General features: G+C 44.2%; 14 protein-coding genes. 9 read left to right on the top strand and 5 right to left on the bottom strand.

What is annotated here, in order from left to right; genetic code table 11:
* Positions 1-64 precede the first annotated feature (64 nt).
* The 7 genes from BMX95_RS16350 (at position 65) to BMX95_RS16320 (ending at position 9,132) form a co-directional block, all read left to right on the top strand.
* Positions 65-271, top strand: a complete 207-nt coding sequence (locus BMX95_RS16350) for a hypothetical protein (protein ID WP_081203503.1) — start codon at positions 65-67, stop codon at positions 269-271.
* 971 nt (positions 272-1,242) lie between these two features.
* Positions 1,243-2,601 carry a UDP-N-acetylmuramate--L-alanine ligase gene (locus BMX95_RS16345; RefSeq protein WP_081203502.1) on the top strand — a complete coding sequence of 453 codons (1,359 nt, stop codon included), beginning with the start codon at positions 1,243-1,245 and terminating at the stop codon, positions 2,599-2,601.
* A 129-nt stretch (positions 2,602-2,730) separates the two neighbouring features.
* Complete coding sequence (locus BMX95_RS16340) at positions 2,731-3,498, top strand: 3'-5' exonuclease (protein WP_081203501.1); 768 nt, start codon at positions 2,731-2,733, stop codon at positions 3,496-3,498.
* Positions 3,499-3,577: 79 nt separating this feature from the next.
* A complete protein-coding gene (locus tag BMX95_RS16335) occupies positions 3,578-4,378 on the top strand; it encodes a polyprenol monophosphomannose synthase (RefSeq protein ID WP_081203500.1) in 801 nt (266 codons plus the stop codon).
* A gap of 226 nt (positions 4,379-4,604) precedes the next feature.
* On the top strand, positions 4,605-5,480 hold the full coding sequence (locus BMX95_RS16330) for a DMT family transporter (RefSeq protein WP_081203499.1): 876 nt from the start codon (positions 4,605-4,607) through the stop codon (positions 5,478-5,480).
* Between the two features lie 62 nt (positions 5,481-5,542).
* The gene (locus tag BMX95_RS16325; protein ID WP_081203498.1) at positions 5,543-6,010 is read left to right on the top strand and encodes a hypothetical protein; all 468 of its coding nucleotides are present in this window, start codon (positions 5,543-5,545) and stop codon (positions 6,008-6,010) included.
* 125 nt (positions 6,011-6,135) lie between these two features.
* The gene (locus BMX95_RS16320; protein ID WP_081203497.1) at positions 6,136-9,132 is read left to right on the top strand and encodes an alpha/beta hydrolase family protein; all 2,997 of its coding nucleotides are present in this window, start codon (positions 6,136-6,138) and stop codon (positions 9,130-9,132) included.
* Between the two features lie 123 nt (positions 9,133-9,255).
* On the opposite strand, the gene BMX95_RS16315 is transcribed toward BMX95_RS16320, so the two are convergent.
* The 3 genes from BMX95_RS16315 to BMX95_RS16305 all read right to left on the bottom strand — a co-directional run bounded on the left by BMX95_RS16315 (position 9,256) and on the right by BMX95_RS16305 (position 12,991).
* The gene (locus BMX95_RS16315) at positions 9,256-9,972 is read right to left on the bottom strand and encodes a hypothetical protein (protein ID WP_081203496.1); all 717 of its coding nucleotides are present in this window, start codon (positions 9,970-9,972) and stop codon (positions 9,256-9,258) included.
* Between the two features lie 222 nt (positions 9,973-10,194).
* Positions 10,195-11,571: a dihydrolipoamide acetyltransferase family protein gene (locus BMX95_RS16310; protein WP_081203495.1), complete on the bottom strand. Its 1,377-nt coding sequence runs from the start codon at positions 11,569-11,571 to the stop codon at positions 10,195-10,197.
* A gap of 163 nt (positions 11,572-11,734) precedes the next feature.
* Complete coding sequence (locus tag BMX95_RS16305; RefSeq protein WP_081203494.1) at positions 11,735-12,991, bottom strand: CinA family nicotinamide mononucleotide deamidase-related protein; 1,257 nt, start codon at positions 12,989-12,991, stop codon at positions 11,735-11,737.
* Positions 12,992-13,226: 235 nt separating this feature from the next.
* On the opposite strand from BMX95_RS16305, the gene dacB reads away from it, so the two are divergent.
* The gene (dacB, locus tag BMX95_RS16300) at positions 13,227-14,639 is read left to right on the top strand and encodes a D-alanyl-D-alanine carboxypeptidase/D-alanyl-D-alanine endopeptidase (RefSeq protein WP_081203493.1); all 1,413 of its coding nucleotides are present in this window, start codon (positions 13,227-13,229) and stop codon (positions 14,637-14,639) included.
* Between the two features lie 89 nt (positions 14,640-14,728).
* Here the strand turns inward: dacB and BMX95_RS16295 are convergent, their stop codons facing one another.
* Positions 14,729-15,145 (bottom strand): acyl-CoA thioesterase, encoded by a 417-nt coding sequence (locus BMX95_RS16295; RefSeq protein WP_081203492.1) that lies wholly within the window; start codon positions 15,143-15,145, stop codon positions 14,729-14,731.
* Positions 15,146-15,289: 144 nt separating this feature from the next.
* The gene (locus BMX95_RS16290) at positions 15,290-15,697 is read right to left on the bottom strand and encodes a DoxX family protein (RefSeq protein WP_081203491.1); all 408 of its coding nucleotides are present in this window, start codon (positions 15,695-15,697) and stop codon (positions 15,290-15,292) included.
* 171 nt (positions 15,698-15,868) lie between these two features.
* On the opposite strand from BMX95_RS16290, the gene BMX95_RS16285 reads away from it, so the two are divergent.
* Positions 15,869-18,895, top strand: coding sequence for a tetratricopeptide repeat protein (locus BMX95_RS16285; RefSeq protein WP_081203490.1), 3,027 nt, complete (start codon positions 15,869-15,871; stop codon positions 18,893-18,895).
* The last annotated feature ends 34 nt before the right edge of the window (positions 18,896-18,929 follow it).

Raw genomic sequence — 18,929 nt, 5'->3', positions numbered from 1 at the left:
TACCTTCTTCCATTTCCTGTATTAAAGTACATAAATCATTTGTTAACAAACAAAAAACGGTACAATGAAAAAACTGTTGTTAGTATTAGCTATTGGTTCTTTATTCGCTGTAGCATGTAATGATGGCGGAAGCGCTGACACTGAGCAAAAAGCAGATACAACTGCTCCTGCTGCAACTGTAGATACAGCAGCTGCTGCAACTGTAGATACTGCTGCTCCAGCTCCAGTAGCTGACACTACTAAGAAAGTAGACACTACAAAGAAGAAATAAGTTTTTTTTCATATGGCAAGCAATCGTTAGAGGCCGTCCTGATCCCAGGATGGCCCTTTTCAGCAAGCCATACGAAATTGACCCTCCCGCTAATAGCCGGAGGGTTTTTTTATTTCAGTTCCGGTTCAGGTCCAGGCTCTTTCAAGTTCCAGGTTTCAGGTTCCAAGGTGTCGGCTTTCAAGTTCTTAATTCTTAATCTGTTATGTTCTCCTCTTCTTCCCCAATTACCAGCCATATCTTTCAGTATTGAACCTCCTTACAGAACTGTCTCATATTCAGGTGTATAATATAGATATCCCGTATATATCCCGTATATATCCCGGAGATGACCCAGAAATATCCCGCCTCTTATAAGAGCCGGGATATCCCCGATTTATAATCGCTGCATTTCTACCTTATAGCCAGGATTGTTATAAGGGTTACCCAAAATAAAACCGGGTTACCCTTAAAGATAACCCGGCCCTGCTGTATAGTAAGAGTGCCTGCATATTAAGTGAAACCTGGAACCCGGAATTGTCAGGAATAAAAAATAGGCTACCCATTGGGTAACCTATTTCATAATATCAGGGTTATTTAGATTTTAACGTCCGCCGCCGTATCCCACATATCCTTGCGTTCCCTTACATCCAGAGCCCTTAGTAGCCGCGCATGAGGTAATAGTTGCGCAGGCGAAAATAACCAGTGCTACGATAACGATAGTCCGTTTCATTTTTGTGATATTTAAAGTTTACAATTTGCCTGATGAATTAAACAAGGGCGAAAACGATCATCAGGTCATTCAAAGGTTAACGGACTTAAGGGAGAGGAAAATTTCGAGAGGATTGGATAAATAAAACTGTAAGTTATCCAAAATAACAAATAATATCCGGCATCTGCAAGCCTGTGAGCAAAATTTTGTTGTATGTATACAAAAAGTTTTTGGTAATCGTTTCAGCTTAAATACATTTAGCCGTAAATCCGTTGTTGATAAAATGAAAGTACACTTTATAGCTATAGGTGGAAGCGTGATGCATCAGTTGGCGCTTGCCTTGCACAAAAAAGGTTACCAGGTAACCGGTAGTGATGATGAAATATTTGAGCCAGCCCAATCGAACCTGCAAAAGGAAGGATTGCTGCCAGCCGCATTTGGCTGGTTTCCCGAAAAAATAACCGCTGGTCTGGATGCTGTTATCCTGGGTATGCATGCCAAACAGGACAATCCCGAATTACAGCGGGCCCGCGAATTGGGTTTAAAGATCTATTCTTTCCCCGAATACATATACCAGGAAAGCCAGGAGAAAACCCGGGTGGTAGTAGGCGGCAGCCATGGCAAAACCACCACTACCTCCATGATCATGCATGCCCTGCGCAAGGCCGGAAAAGATTTCGACTACCTCGTAGGCGCCCGCCTGGAAGGGTTCGATCAGTCGGTGCAGGTTACGCATGCCCCCATCATTGTATGTGAAGGCGACGAATACCCGGCCAGTGCTATAGAAAAGCGGCCGAAATTCCATTTTCTTTTTCCGCATATTGCCATCCTAACCGGAATAGCCTGGGACCACATCAATGTATTTCCCACATTTGATTTTTACCTGGAACAGTTTACCATCTTTATAAATAAGATTGAACCGGGCGGTTTGCTGATCTACAATGAAACCGATGACGTGTTAAAGAAACTGGTTACCAAAACCAAACGAAAAGATATTCGTTATCAGCCCTACCCGGTTCCTTTCCATACCATTTCGAATGGAAAAACCATTCTCACCATTGAAGAACAAACCGCCGGATTACAGGTGTTTGGTAATCACAACCTGCTGAACCTGCATGCCGCCTGGTACGCTTGTCGCGAGCTGGATATGAATGCCGCCACCTTTGTAACGGCCATTTCTTCTTTTACCGGCGCTGCCAAACGGCTGGAACTGCTGGCCAGCAATGACACCACCATTGTATATCGCGATTTTGCGCATGCCCCTTCCAAAGTAAAAGCCACCATCGAGGCAGTGAAACAACAGTTTCCCAATCGTACACTCGTAGCTGTGTTGGAACTGCATACTTACAGCAGCCTGAACGAACAGTTTATGACCGAGTACAAAGGCGCGATGGACCCGGCCGATAAAGCCGCCGTTTTTTACAGCCGCCATGCCCTTGAATTGAAGCGCATGCCCGAACTGCCTGCCGAAAAAGTGGTTGCCGGTTTCGGAAAAACCGGGTTACAGGTGTTTAACGAAAAAGAAAGACTGATGCAATGGCTTCAGCAACAGAATTATAAAAATGCCTGTCTTTTATTAATGAGTTCGGGTAATTATGATGGGGCAGATATGCTTACTTTTGCAAAGCAAATAACGGGCTAATAATAAATTAGCCCTAAATTGTTACCTCATTTTTAGAAAATCTGCATTCCAGAATGGAAAAGTATGAGCAATTTGTAATTTTTTACCTATACGCCTAATTTTATAACCATTATCAATTATCATTGTTGAATGTTGCAGTTAAAGAAGCCGCTGGCAGTTATTGATCTTGAAACCACCGGGGTGAACCTGAGCTCAGATCGTATCGTTGAAATAGCCATTGTGAAAATTCAAACCGATGGCACCCGTCAGATTAAGCGTAAGCTACTCAATCCTGAAATTCCTATTTCGGCAGTATCGCGTGAGATGCATGGTATAAGCAATGAAATGGTGAAGGATGCGCCTACCTTTAAAATGATAGCCAATGAAATAAAGCAATTCCTCGATAATTGCGATTTGGCTGGATACAACTCAAACCGTTTCGATATTCCCCTGCTGGCAGAGGAGTTTTTGCGGGTAGGGCTGGAATTTGATTTTAACAACCGCAGATTGCTCGATGTGCAAAAGATATTCCATATGATGGAACAACGCACGCTGAGCGCGGCATATAAATTTTACTGTAACAAGAACCTGGAAGGCGCCCATGGTGCCGAAGTGGATGCCGTGGCTACCTGGGAAATATTAGAAGCCCAAATTGAGAAATATCCCCAGTTGGGAACCAGTGTGGATTCTGTTATCACCTGTATTGGCGATGACAATATTGTAGATTTTGCCCGGCGCATGATCATGGAGAATGGGGTAGAGGTCTTCAATTTCGGTAAACACAAAGGCCGTTCGGTAACAGAAGTGCTAAAAGCTGAGCCTCAGTATTATGATTGGATGATGAAAGGCGATTTTCCGATGCACACAAAGGCAAAACTGACCGAAATCTTTAACAGGTCATTGTTAAAGAAGGGATAATTAAATGCAAATGTGTAATTTACATAATTACACATTTTGAATTATTGTATTTTCGTACTCCAATATCAATTTGAATTGTTTGGAAAATATCGTAATCATACCGACTTACAACGAAAAGGAGAATATTGGTCAATTGATCGATATCATCTTTGCCCAATACAATAATTTTCACATTCTTGTTATTGATGACGGCTCACCCGATCAAACCGCTGTACTCGTAAAAGAGCGGCAGGTGAAGTACACCGGCAAATTATTCCTGGAAGAACGGAAAGGCAAATTAGGATTAGGTACCGCCTATATTCATGGCTTTAAATGGGCTTTGAAAAGAGGGTACCAATACATCTTTGAAATGGATGCCGATTTTTCACATAATCCCAAAGACCTGCAACGTTTGTACGAAGCCTGTTCAACAGGCGGCGCAGATGTGGCCGTAGGATCGCGGTACGTGAAAGGCGGCGGCACCATTAACTGGCCCCGTAACCGGATTATGCTGTCGAAAGGCGGATCGTTGTACACCCGCATCATTACCTGGATGCCGGTAAAAGATACCACCGCCGGTTTTGTATGTTACTCGCGGGAAGTGCTGGAATCACTGAACCTCGATCAGATACAATTCCTTGGCTATGCCTTCCAGATTGAAATGAAATTTGCCGCCTGGAAACTGGGTTTTAAAATAAAAGAAGTGCCCATCATTTTTGAAGACCGCAAGTTCGGGGTTTCAAAAATGCACAAAGGCATTGTAAAAGAAGGGATCTGGGGCGTATTGAAACTGCGCTGGCAAAGCCTCTTCAAAGACTACCGGAACAGGGTTAAAAACAGCGGTATTGCAGACTATGCTGCCGTTGGCCAATCAGAACAGGTTCTGGCAAAAACAAAATAAGATAATAATTTATATTAACAGGGGCTGTCTTAAAGTTAAGAATCACCCTTTATAAAGTTTATGAAGTAGGAAGTATGAAGTAGGAGGTAAGAGTTACGAGGTAAGAATTCGAAACTAATTAGGGAGCCCGATTATCGGGCTCTTCTTATTTCTTACTTTCCACCTCTTCCCACTTACTTCGTATTTCGAACTTCCTGCCTCGTTTACTGTAATCTTCAACCATCCTATGCGTAAAGCTTTTATACAACTGCATACTGCTGTATTCCTCGCTGGTTTTACCGGTGTACTGGGCCGTCTCATTACCCTTAATGAAGCCCTGCTGGTTTGGTACCGGTTATTGATAACCGTGTTAGCCTTATGGGTGATCTATTTATTGAAACGTAATGGCCGGCAGGTATCAATGGCTGGCATGGCGCGTATAACAGGCGTAGGTGTAATTGTAGCATTGCACTGGGTAAGTTTTTATGCCAGTATCAAATATGCAAATGTATCGGTTGCACTGGTTTGTTTTTCGGCCATTGGGTTTTTTACCGCTATACTGGAACCGCTTATTACCCGTAAACCATTTAATAGAAATGAAATGCTGTTGGGCCTGCTGGTGATCGCAGGCATCTATCTTATCTTTCATTTCGATCCGCAGTATAAAACGGGTATCATTATTGGATTGATCTCTGCATTGCTGGCCAGTTTGTTCACCGTGTGTAACCGCATATTGGTACAAAGATACAAACCCGAAACCGTTACCCTGTACCAGTTGAATGGCGGCTTTTTGTTTCTTACCATACTCTTACCATTCTATTTGCATTTTCTTCCTGCAAGCCATTTGTTACCTACTTTGTCAGATGCCGGTTGGCTATTGGTGTTAGCTTTGTTTTGTACGGTATGGGCATTCAACTTATCGATGAATGCCTTGAAAAAGATCTCTGCCTTTACAGTGAATCTTACATATAACCTGGAACCTGTATATGGCATTGGGCTGGCCTTTCTCCTGTTCAGGGAAGATAAATTCTTATCAGGTTCATTTTATATCGGGTTATTTTTAATTATCATGTCTGTTGTTTTACAAACCTGGCTGGTATACAAAAACAGAAAAAGAGCATAACGCAAAAGCCGCGATGCAACGGTGCTGATGAATTCCCTGTCAGCAGGTAAAACCGTTAGCACATGAAAAAGACCTACAGTTTTTTGGTGATCGCATTGCTGCTCACTGCAATGGTTGCCTGCAAAAAAGATAAGGATGAAGATAATAATCCCAATGATGAATTAGTAAGTACCTGGGAACTGGAATCAACAGCCACTTCATGGGTGCCCCAAACTTTTTATGAACCCGGCAATGGAAACCTGTTAATATTTAAGGTGGATTCGTATACCAGTATTTACAAGAATCAGATTGTTCAGCAGGGTAGTTATACCAGTGCACCAGACAACACCGTAGAAGATAATACCTGTATGACAAATCTTAAGGATATTTATACCAGGAGCATAACGTTTGTATACGACTCTCCGGGCAGTCCTTATAAAAGGTTCTACTACGTTGCTGATAATAAGCTTTACCTGATTTCAGGTTGTAATGCCAATGATGCGCATGCAGAATCTGTTTACCGGCGTGTAAATCCGTCTGATATGAATTAGTGCCCTGTTTCATATTATTGTTGAAAAGGCTGTCTCCATTACCGGACAGCTTTTTTCTTTATATACGAATGGTACCCCGGATGCGCGCGGTTTGTATTAATTTTAGTTATTAACCAGAATAACTAATGAGATACTTACTCTGCATTGCCCTTTTGTTGCTGGCAGGTGTACCGGCATCTGCACAAAAGAAACCTCTTACACATGCCGTGTATGATAGCTGGCAAAGCATCAATGAGCGCTACCTCAGTAACGATGGCAAATGGGTGGTATATACCATAACGCCGCAGGAAGGGGATGCCACCCTGGTTATAGAGGCTGTAGACAATTCTTACAAAAAAGAAATTCCCCGGGGATATGCTGCTGAGATCACACCAGACAACCGCTTTGTGATCTGTAAAATAAAACCGCTTTTTTCCGTTATTCGCGAAGGCAGGATCAAAAAGAAAAAGCCCGATGAGCTGCCTATGGACACGCTGGCTATTGTAGCAATGGGTAAAGACAGTGTATTGCGTATTCCCCGCGTAAAATCGTTTAAAACGCCTGAAAGGGGCACCGGCCAATGGCTGGCTTATTTACAGGAGAAATCGCTGCCACCCGTAGTAACACAACCCGATTCCACTACCCAGCTGAATAATTTGCTGCACCTGGCCGACAGCCTGACCCGGGTAGCCGACAGCCTTCGCAACAAAGCCGATGAAGCAAAAATAAAAGGACTGGCCACCTTAAAAGCACCAAAGAAAGAGTTCAAACCAAAACCGGGCGAACCGGTTGAAGAAGGCACGGAACTGGTGCTGCGGAATTTATATACCGGGGAAGAAAAGAAATTCCCCCTGGTAAGCGATTATTACTTCAGTAAGCCCGGTAATGCGTTCGTTATGGAAACGAGCCGCAGTAATACCGATACGGGGCGTAAAGCGGCTGTAATGTGGTTCAACACCGCTACCGGGAAAACAGATACCTTATTCCGTGGATTCAATGACGCCAAAAGTTTTGCCCTCGATGATGCCGGCTCCCAACTGGCATTTATTGCCGAACGCGACAGCAGTACCAAAGCTTTGCAGAAGTTCTATAAATTATATTACTATCGTACCGGTATGGACAGCGCCCGGATGCGGGTTGACAGGAAAACAACCGGTGTAAAGAATGGCCTGACGGTTAGTGAAACATCGGTGCCTGAGTTCAGCAAAAACGGACAGAAATTGTTTTTTGGATTGATGGCGGTACGTAAACCCAAAGACACATCGCTGGTTGATTTTGAAACAGCGCGGTTAGACATCTGGCATTACAACGATGATTACCTGCAGCCGCAACAGCTGGTGCAGTTGAATTATGAATTACAAAGAAGCTATAAAGCAGTATTGAATGGCGATGCCGATAAAGTAATTCAATTAGGATCAGAAGATGCCGAGTTCATTACCATACCCGATGATGATGACAATGTTGAGTATGTACTGGCTAACTCCACAAAAGGCAATCGCAAAGAAAGCCAATGGCTGGGGTTTGCCAAAAAAACTGCGTATATCATTTCTACCACCGATGGCATCCGTAAACTGGTAAATGATAAACAGCGCTATTTCTTCACTATATCACCCGGCGGCAAATATGTGATCTGGTACGATGCTGCCCGGAAAAACTACTTCACGTATGCCGTCAAAACCGGTACCATTACCAATATAACCAAAAGCATTAAAGTACCTTTGTACGATGAAGAAGATGACCATCCGGATGATCCGCCGCCGCATGGTATTATGGCCTGGCATCAGAACGATAAATACGTGTATGTATACGACCGGTATGATATCTGGCAATGTGACCCCGAAGGAAAAAAGCTGCCTTACAATTTCACGAACGGGCACGGACGTTTTTGCAAGATCGTTTACCATTATACACCGTTGTCTAAGAACGAAAAGTTTATTACCGATACGCAGGTAGTAGCCTTAAAATTGTTTGATGAAGTGAATAAAGAGCATGGGATATGTTTCCATAACATGCGGGAGAAATTTAACGACTATGATGCCACCAGTGAATGCCAGTACGGCTTGCTGGTACTTCAGGCTAAAGACAATCCGAAGAGATTTTTATATACGATAGAAAGTTACCGGTTTTCACCTGCTTTGATTGTGCATTTGGATACTGTTGTTATAGCAAAAAATGTTGATCCGAACGGAAGTAAACCCATTTATTGGGATTCGAATATGGTAAGGCTCTTATACGTTAGTAACCCGCAGCAAAAAGAGTATAACTGGTTAACAGCCGAAGTAGTAAAATGGAAGCTATTCGATGGCAAACAATCGGAAGGGTTGTTGTTCAAACCCGAAAATTTTGATGCAAAAAAGAAGTACCCCATGATCCTTTACTTCTACGAAAAAAATTCCGATGACCTGTATGTGTATCGGGCACCAGAGCCAAGCCCCTCTGTCATAAACATTCCGCTTTTTGTAAGCAATGGGTACCTGGTGTTTGTTCCAGATATTCATTACAAAAAAGGCGAGCCGGGTGAAAGCGCTTATAACTCAGTTGTATCTGCTGCAAAATATTTTACCAAAATGCCCTGGGTCGATTCCACTAAAATGGCCATTCAGGGACAAAGCTGGGGTGGTTACCAGGTGGCTTACTTAATTACCCGCACCAATATGTTTGCTGCCGCTGAAGCCGGTGCCCCCGTATCGAACATGACCAGTGCCTATGGTGGTATTCGCTGGGGAACAGGGGTAAACCGCCAGGCTCAATATGAGCGCACGCAAAGCCGCATTGGTTATTCCCTGTGGCAACGTCCCGATCTGTATATCAAGAATTCTCCTTTGTTCAGGGCAGATAAAGTAAACACCCCCTTGCTTATAATGCATAACGATGCCGATGGCGCAGTGCCCTGGTACCAGGGTATTGAATACTTTACTGCTTTGCGGCGGTTAGGCAAAAAAGTATGGATGTTACAATACAATGGCGAAGATCATAACCTGGTAGAAAGAAAGAACCGTAAAGATTTTAGCATTCGCCTTTCTCAATACTTCGACCACTTTTTGAAAGGTGCACCGGAGCCTCACTGGCTGGCTGAAGGGGTGCCGGCTACGTCGAAGGGCGTTGATTGGGGGACGGAGTTGGAGGAGAAGAGGAGCTTTTGAGTTGATTGGGTTGACGAGTTGAAAAGTTAACAAGTTGACGAGTTGACGAGTGAAGCTCTTCTTATTTCTTACTTCCTACTTCTTCCTTCATAATGTTTTATCCTCAACGTGTTTCCCCAGAGATTATGCCGCTTTAGAAATGTAACGCACCAAACTCCTCTTGGCAACCGGCAATAACGTCTCCGAAATCGGGAACGTTAGCTCCGTTTCGATTGAATATACGGCTGGGTTGGGCAGATCTTTATTCTGGCGTAACAGTTCTGCTTTTATGTTCTCGTAGGTATTCACTATGTTTCGTTCCCATTCACTTACATACTCTGTTCTGATGGCGCGGTACTTTTCATCGTGTTTTTCAAAAATGCTTAGCCGGTATTGATACACGAGCGTTTGGCGGTAAGAGCCTTCGCTTAGAAAGAAATAACCTTCGTGTGTATCGAGCGGCACCAGTCCAACCGGAAAGATGTTCAGCTTGTCCTCCACAAATTCATAGATCTCGGTGCCACTGCTGATGGCTGTTTTTAATTTATCGGCCGAGAAAGTAATGATGTCTTCCAGTTCCTGCATCAGTTCATCATCTTCGATGATCTGTTCGTACAGGAGTTGTAATTTCTCTATCTGAATTCCGGTTAGTTTTTTGGGGAATTGTTCCTGTAAGAATTTCTTGTTTTCCTTTAATGCGTGCAGGTTGTTGTAATGAAAGATCACATCAGATAATTGTGGGTACAATTTCGATTCCGTAAAGTATTGGTTTACCTGCTGCAGGTAGGCGAGAAGTGTGTATTTCTTCAACTCGAAATCTATGTAGCCTTCGGCAAACCATGTTTCTGAAAGGGTCTTCATATGATTACGTTTAGGTTTAGAAAAAAGCCATTCTCAATCGATAGTTCCACAGGCCAATAAGTGGGTTTGTCGCTACTATCAATTTACAAAAAAAAGACGATGTAGGGAAGGGATGGTTTAATTATTTTCCGTTAAATGGGAGGTAAAAAAAGGCAGAGGGCAGAAAAGAAAAACCTCCCGATACATCGGGAGGTTTTTCTAATATAAGTTAAGAATCAACTTCTATATCGTTCTGTCGGCAGAGAAGTTTTCGAGTTCTTTGGCTACTGCGCCGAGGAAGGTGGAACCCAGTGCACCATCGATAACACGGTGATCGTATGACAGCGACAGGTACATCATGTTGCGGATGGCAATAAAATCACCTTGTTCGGTTTCTATTACCACCGGTCTTTTTTTGATGGCACCAGTTGCCAGAATAGCTACCTGCGGCTGGTTGATAATAGGGGTGCCCATTAGACTGCCAAAAGTACCTACGTTGGTTAATGTAAAAGTGCCGCCCTGGGTATCATCGGGTTTTAATTTGTTATTGCGGGCTGCATTGGCCAGTGAATTCACCTGACGGGTCAATCCAACCAGGTTCAGTTGATCAGCATTGCGAATAACCGGAACAATCAGGTTGCCGGTAGGCAGGGCAGCGGCCATGCCTATATTGATATCTTTCTTTATGATCAGTTTATCACCGTCTACGCTGCTGTTCAACCAGGGGTATTTTTTTATACAGCGAATGATGGCTTCTATGAATAAAGGCGTAAAGGTGAGTTTTTCGCCTTCCTGTTTTTCAAACTGTTTTTTAACCTTATCGCGCCAGTGCACCAAATTGGTAACATCGCATTCGGTAAAGCTGGTGACATGCGCGCTGGTATCCTGACTGCGGACCATGTGCTCGGAGATCATTTTACGCATGCGGTCCAGTTCAACGATCTCTACATTTCCGCTGTATGACTGAATATGTTGTTGAGGTGGTGGTTCAACCTGTCTAACCTGGGGTAAAATAGTTGGGGTTGATTCTTCCTGTCTGTGCACCGGGGGAGCAGTTACGGTTGCTGTGGCTGTCGCAACGGCTGGTTTGCCGGCTTTTCTATTGGCTACATATTGCAGGATGTCTTTTTTGGTAACACGGCCATCGGTTCCTGAACCGGGAAGGGTTTCCAGTTCGTTGAGGCTTACGCCCTCGCTGGTAGCAATGTTTAATACCAGGGGTGAAAAAAAGCGGGCGCCATTTTGTGCGGCCGGTTGGTGCGCGAACACTTCACTGGTTACCGGTTGATGGTACACATCGGCCGGAACAGCGCGGTTTTCGGCTATTTCAACCGCCGGACTGGTAACTACCGGGGTATGGCTGGTTGCTGGTTCTGCAGCATTTGACCTGATGCGGGCGAGCACCGTACCAACGGGCACCACATCATTTACATTGAAAAAGGTTTCTTCTATTACGCCTTCGGCAATAGATGGTACTTCACTGTCTACCTTATCGGTGGCAATTTCAAGTACCGCCTCATCCATCTTTACTGTTTCTCCGGGATGTTTAAACCACTTTAAAATAGTGGCTTCTGTAATACTTTCACCCATTTTAGGCATCACCAGGTCAACTAGAGCCATATGCTATTGCAGGTTTTATTCCCGATTTATCGGGATGGTTTACGATTCTCTTTTGGATTTGGGTCGGATTAATGATAACCGAAGCTGCGAACTTATTAATTAATATGCAAACCGCAACATCCTGTTGCCGCGAAGATAATGATTTATACTAACAAGTGTTTGCTTACGCGTTCTCCACTATAAATTTCCGCAACAAATTCAACGCCTGGGTGGCCGTCATTTCAATATTCCGGTCTCTGTCGAACCGGAACTGAAATTTTTGGGTAACCAGCTTTTGTTTATTGCCTACGGCCACCCAAACGGTGCCCACCGGTTTTTCGGGTGAACCGCCATCGGGCCCCATGATACCCGAAACAGCTACTGCATAATCAGTGTTCAGTTTTGCCAGCACTCCTGCAGCCATTTCCAGCACCACCTCTTCGCTCACCGCTCCCACTTTTTGCAAAATGACGGGTGATACCTGCAGCTGGCTGATCTTTACTTCATTATCGTAACTTATTATGCTGCCTTTATATATGTTACTGGCGCCTGGTATGGCCGTGATAAGGTGTGCCAGGTACCCACCTGTGCAACTTTCTGCGGTGGACATGGTTTTGTTCTTCGACCGCAGCAATTTACTCAGCGCCATGGGCAGGGTGGCATCTTCGTCGATAACAAGCCATTCCTGTACCAGTTTCTTTAAAGTGGCAAATTCCGTATCCAGCTCCTGTTCCAATTGGGCTTTGCTGGTGCTCCATCCGGTAATGCGCAACCGTACCATGCCATAGTTGGGCAGGTAGGCCAGTTTCAGGTGCGCCGGCAGTTTTTCTTCCCAATGTTGAATGGCTTCTGCCAGAAATGATTCCCCCACACCGGCGGTCAATAAGGTGCGGTGGCCGATAAACGGCATTTCGAAACGTCGCTGTAGCCGGGGCAGCACCTCTGTAGTGATCAAACCCTTCATTTCATGCGGCACGCCAGGTAAGGAGACAAATACTTTGCCCGCTTTTTCAAACCACATACCGGGTGCTGTACCGCGGGCGTTGGGCAGTACCGTGCACACATCGGGCACTTCTGCCTGTTTCAGATTACGTTCAATAATGGGGCGGCGAAATACTTCTTCAAAAAGATATACCAGGTGTTTGCGTACTTCTTCATTCATCACCAGCTTGCCGCCAAAATAGTCGGCCAGCACCGGTTTGGTAATATCATCAGCGGTTGGACCCAGTCCACCCGTCATTATAATAATGTTGGTATCGCGGCTTTCCTCGTCGAGGGCGCGCACAATTTCTTCTTTGCTATCACCCACAGCCACTCTTCTTTTTACCCAAACCCCGATTTTATTCAGTTCCTGCGATATAAAAGCGCTGTTGGTATCAATTACCTGGCCTATCAGCAGTTCATCACCAATGGTTATTATGGAGGCGATTATTCTTTCCATAGCTATTTATTCGGGACAAATGTAAGGGAAATTGTGAGTTGTGAGTGGTGAGTTGTGAGTGGGCTCGCTACTGTTTATTATTCTCATAATTTTTATCTTGCGCAATTTTTTTGCCTTCTGCCCTCTGCCTTCTGCCCTTTGCCTTTTTCCCATTGCCTACTGCCCATTGCCCATTGCCTTTTTTTGCAGGCAACTTCTTGAACGAAGCTTCCCACTTTTGATTAATTTTCCGTCTATGAAAAAACTATTGCTGCTCGTATTTATTACAACGTTTGTTAGTATAGGTAAAACGCAAACCATTACGGCCAAACTGGCGAATGCAGTAAATGTGTTTGAAGCAGATGCACAGATGAAGCATGGCATTATCAGTTTGTATGTGACAGATGCAACAACCGGTAAACCGGTGTATGAACACAATGCCCAGTTGGGACTGGCCGCTGCCAGTACCCAGAAACTGTTTACCAGTGCGGCTTCTTTTGAACTGTTGGGCAGCACGTACCGGTACAAAACCGTACTGGGATATGATGGCACTATTGAGAATGGCGTACTGAATGGCAACCTGCATGTCAATGGCAATGGAGATCCTACCCTGGGCAGCTGGCGCTGGAAAGACACCAAAGAAGAAGTGGTTTGCAGAAAAATTGCCCAGGCGCTTCAACAAAACAACATTACAACAATCAAAGGAAGTGTGCTGCTGAATGATTCGGCCTTTTCCATGCAACCCATTCCCGGTGGCTGGATCTGGGACGATATTGGGAATTATTACGGGGCAGGTTGCTGGGCTATTAACTGGCGCGAAAATCAATTTGACCTTCAGTTACAACCCGGACTTAATGAAGGAGACCCGGCCAGAATTGTAAAAACAATTCCCCAATTACAGGGTGCCGTGCTTAACAATCAAATTACCACTGGTAAAAAGGGGAGTGGTGACAATGGATATATTTACCTGGCCCCTTATTCAACGAGCGGTTTTACCGAGGGTACTGTACCGGGCGGCAATGAACCGTTTGTGATCTCGGGCGCTTTCCCCAATGCCCCTTTACAATTTTACCATGCGCTGTTGGCACTGTTCACCAAACAAAATATTTCCGTAACGGGCAGCTATAAAACCTATGCGCAAAGCCGGTTAAATAAAGAAAGCTGGCCCGTGATGCAACAGGAATTGATTACGCTTTTATCACCCGCGATCGATAGTATCAATTACTGGTTCCTGCGTAAAAGTATTAATCTGTATGGCGAAGTGCTGATAAAAACGATGGCCCGCGAGAAAAAAGGACTGGGCTCAACGGAAGATGGCGTTGAGCTGGTTCGTACTTTCTGGAGTGAACACGGCATCGACAAAAGTGCGGTGCATATGATCGATGGCAGTGGTTTATCGCCCCAGAACAGGGTTACCACCCATGCAGAAGTAAAAGTGTTGGAATATGCCAAAACACGGTCCTGGTACCCCGCCTTCTACGATGCGCTGCCTGAATACAATGGCATGAAAATGAAAAGCGGCTCCATTGGCGGAGCGCGTGCCTTTGCCGGTTATCACACCGCAAACGATGGCAAACAATACGTTTTTTCTATCATCGTGAATAACTACGATGGGTCACCGGTGGAGATAGTGAAGAAGATGTATACGGTGTTGAATGTGTTGAAGTAGTTTAAAGTTTAAAGTTGAAGGTAGCTCGCTTAACGCGAAATTGATATTTATTGGTCGCCTTGCGTTTGAGGTCTTTAAACTTAGAACTTTCAACTTCCAACAAAAAAGGGTTTTAACTTATCGTACAACTGCACTGGCATAGTCGTTTTCTGCATGCCCTTAGCGGTTACAAAAAAGAGTACTACGCGGCCAACAGTTAATAATTTTTTGTTTTCATTGAACACTTCTACGTGAAATTCAATTTTATGATCGGTAGGTAATTCTTTCAGGGTGGTTTTAATAGTGAGCAGGTCATCGTAATGGGCGGTGCGCAGGTAGCGGCAATGCATTTCAACAACGGGCATCAGAACGCCCATCGCTTCCATGTCTTTATAGGTAAAACCCAATTGGCGGATCGATTCAGCGCGACCTACTTCAAAGTACTGGGCATAATTACCATAGTACACTACATTCATCTGGTCGGTTTCGGCATAACGAACACGGATCTGTGTTTCGGCTGTAAACATGTGAGTGGTGAGTGGTCAGTTGTGAATGGAAAAGTTATTTATATGACTGGCTGAAAAATAATGAGCTGAGGAGTGTTAATGGTCAGTAGCGAACGTTGAATACGGACTCTAACTCACTACTGACCACTCACAACTCACCACTCGCTATTTCCCCATAGCGCCATCGATGCTGTATTTGCCGGGGCCCATTAATAAAATGCTAAAAAAGGCGGCTAAGAAGAATGCGCCACCCTCGGCTGGGCCGGAATAACTTTTATTAACCAGGAAAACAATTACTGCAAAGTTGATAACAACAGGGATTGCCATAATACGAGTGAATAGTCCCAATACTATAAAAACAGTACAAAACACTTCCGCAAAAAGAACCAGCATCAGGGTTGGCATATGACCAAGGTGCAGGGGATCGGGAAAGCTGCTTTGTTTTTCGGCAAAATGCTTCAGTTTGTCAATTCCATGATTGATAAGGAGCAGTAATCCGAAAGTAACCCGTAATATCAATACGGCAATGTTAAAGGACGTTTCAGAACAAGCGGTGCTCAAAAGTCTTTTCATGAGTTCGTTTTTAAGGTGCCTCAAAAATAGGGTATTTGTTTTTTCACATTTAGTATTAAAAAGAATTGTTAATCCTGCTACTTATCCACAACTGTTTGGAACGATGTTTGGTTTAAGGTAAAATATTTAGAACCTTTACCAGGTTTAACTTATCACCTTAAGGACACTGGAATGAAACAAACGACAGCCTTCATAACCCTTTTAGGTCTTTTTCATTTTTCCTATGCCCAGCAAAACCGTGTAATAACTGATCCCCAAGCGACTTTCAAGCAAGCTAAAGAGTTCTATCAGCGGGAGCAATACAGTCTGGCATATCCATTATTGAAAGACCTGCAATTACAACAAACGTCTGCTGACCGCAGCAATCAGGCTATTATTTCCCAGGAAATAAAATATTATACCGTCGTTTGTGCATTGAAGCAAAATGAGGAAGGGGCCGTATTGCAGGCACGAAAATTTATTGAAACCGAAGATAATGCGGCCCGGGTGCAAATGATGAGCTTTCACCTGGCGGAATATTATTTCCGTAAGGACGATTTAGCGGCAGCCGGTTCCTTATACGAAACTACGCCTATCGCCAACCTGAACAACCGCGAAGTGGCCGATATGAAGTTTCATCAGGGATATGTATACTTTACGTTTAAACAATATGACAAGGCCAAACCCTTGTTCGATGCCATCCGACAGGTGAAGGATGATCCTAATTATGCCGATGCCAACTATTATTATGGCTTTATTTGTTTTTACGAAAAACGATATAATGATGCACTCACTGCCTTTTCCATAGTGGAAGATCACCCCACCTATGGCCGGGTAGTGCCTTTTTATATTGCGGGTATCCGCTATTCACTGGGACAAAAAGAACAGGCCCTGCAATATGCGGAAGCAAAATTGAAAAGAGGGAACCTGGCTTATGATAACCAGATGCGCCAGATGGTAGGACATGCTTATTTTGAGAAAAAACAATTTGATAAAGCACTGCCTTACCTGGAAACCTATGTGAACAAAGCCGATAGTGTAAAAAGGGAAGATATTTACGAGTTGTCGTATTGTTACTATGAAGCAAAGAACTGGAATAAAGCAATAAGCGGCTTCAAACAGATCGGTGGAAAAGAAGATTCACTGGCCCAGAACGCCATGTACCTGCTGGGTGACGCCTATTTAAGAACGGGGCAAAAAGTCAATGCCCGCAACGCGTTCTTAATGTGTGCCCGTAACAGCAGCAATGCAAAACAACAGGAAGTATCGCAATTTAATTACGCAAAACTTTCTTACGAACTCGGTTTTCAGGATCTGGCCCTGGATGAATTACAGGAGTTCCTGACAAAGTATCCGCAATCGGAATACACCAACGAAGCCAAGGAATTGCTGGTGAATATGCTGGCCAGTACCAACAACTATAAAGATGCCCTGGCCTTACTGGAAAGTGTAAAGAACCCATCGGCCAATGCCCGGAAATTATACCCTGTGGTTTTATACGGCCGGGCCACTGAATTAATAAACGATGGTATGCTGGTAAGCGCCAGCGACCTGCTTACTAAAGCCGAGGGAGATGCGAACAATACCAGCGTATTACCGCAAATACAATTCTGGAAAGGGGAGATCGCTTACCGGTTGAATAAACTGGATGATGCCATCCGCTACTTCTTCGAATACCAGAAACGTCCTATCTCTTATATAGAAATAAATCCGGCCAATGCCAATTACAACCTGGGTTATTGCTTTTTGAAAAGAGAGAATTATAACCAGGCACTGGGATTTTTTGAAAAGGTGGTAAAAGACCCAAAGATCAGTGCCGGTACGCTGGAGCAGGATGCGTATGTACGCAGTGCCGATTGTTATTATATGAACCGCGATTTCAAAAAGGCCCTGGCGATGTACGACAAAGTGATCAGTTACAGCTGGGCTGCAGGTGACTATGCCACGTTCCAAAAAGCCATGATCACCGGAGTTAGCAACGAGAAGGAAAAGATCAACCTGCTGGCAACCATCAGCCGGCGGTACCCGCAATCGAACTTATCGGCCGATGCCAATATGGAAGTGGCTAATACCTATATTGCAGCCGAACAATTCCGCGAAGCTATTCCCTTTTTAAATAATGTGATCAAAGACCCGCTTTCATCACTGAAGCCCAAAGCTTATTTGAAATTGGGTATTGCTAATTACAACCTGAACAATGACAACGAAGCGCTGAAACAATATACAACTGTACTGCAACAATTTCCCAACTCAACGGAAGCTGATGCTGCCCTGGAGAACGCGCGGATCATATATGTAGAACAGGGTAAAACAAGCGACTATGTTGCGTTTGCCCGTTCTATGGGTAAAGAAATTACCAGCAACCAGGAAGATGAGCTGATGTACCAGCAGGCCGAAGTGCAATTCAATAATGGCAATTTCCCGGCTGCCGCCAAGAAATTTGAGGAATATCTTACCCGTTTTCCCGATGGCAAATTTGCCCTGGAAGCTTTGTACTACAAAAGCGAGATCTATAATAACGCAAAAGATTATGCAAAGGCAGCAGAAGGATATGAAAAATTATCTGACCTGGTGCCTAATAAATTTGGTGAAAAAGCCCTGCTGAATGCGGCGCGGTTGAACTTCTTTGAGCTGAAGAACTACGAGAAATCGGAGAAATATTTTACCAGGCTGAAAGAGTTTACCACCACACAGGAAAACAAACTGGAAGCTATGCGTGGATTGCTACGCAGCCAGTTCCAGTTACAAAAATGGAATGATGCTGTTACCAATGCCAAAGACCTGTTGACGCAAAAAGGTATCGGTTCAGATGATAAAGTGATTGCGAATATGGCCATTGCCAAATCGTTCCAAACTTCCAATCAGTACGACCAGGCGATCACTTATTACCGTCAGGTTGTTTCGTTGAACAAATCGGCCTATGGTGCCGAAGCGCGGTATGAAATTGCCAATTGCTTCTTTGTGCAGGACCGGTTGAGCGATGCTGAAAAAGCGGCGTTTGAAGTGGTGAACAAATCAGGTTCGTACGAAACATGGGTAACCAAAGCCTACTTGTTATTAGGTGATGTATACCTGAAGCAAAAGGATTATTTCAATGCCAAAGCTACTTTCCAAAGTATTGTAGATAATGCGAAGCTGGAAGACCTGAGGCAGGAGGCGGATAAGAAGCTGAAGCAAACGCAGGAAGAAGAGAAGAAGAATAGTAAGGTAGGGGGGTAGAAGGTAGAAGGCAGAGATAAATACAGAGACTCAA

Source organism: Niastella yeongjuensis, from assembly GCF_900110245.1.
GTDB lineage: Bacteria > Bacteroidota > Bacteroidia > Chitinophagales > Chitinophagaceae > Niastella > Niastella yeongjuensis.
The sequence above is the reverse complement of the archived record's forward strand: the minus strand, read 5'-3'. Positions and strand labels throughout refer to the sequence as shown.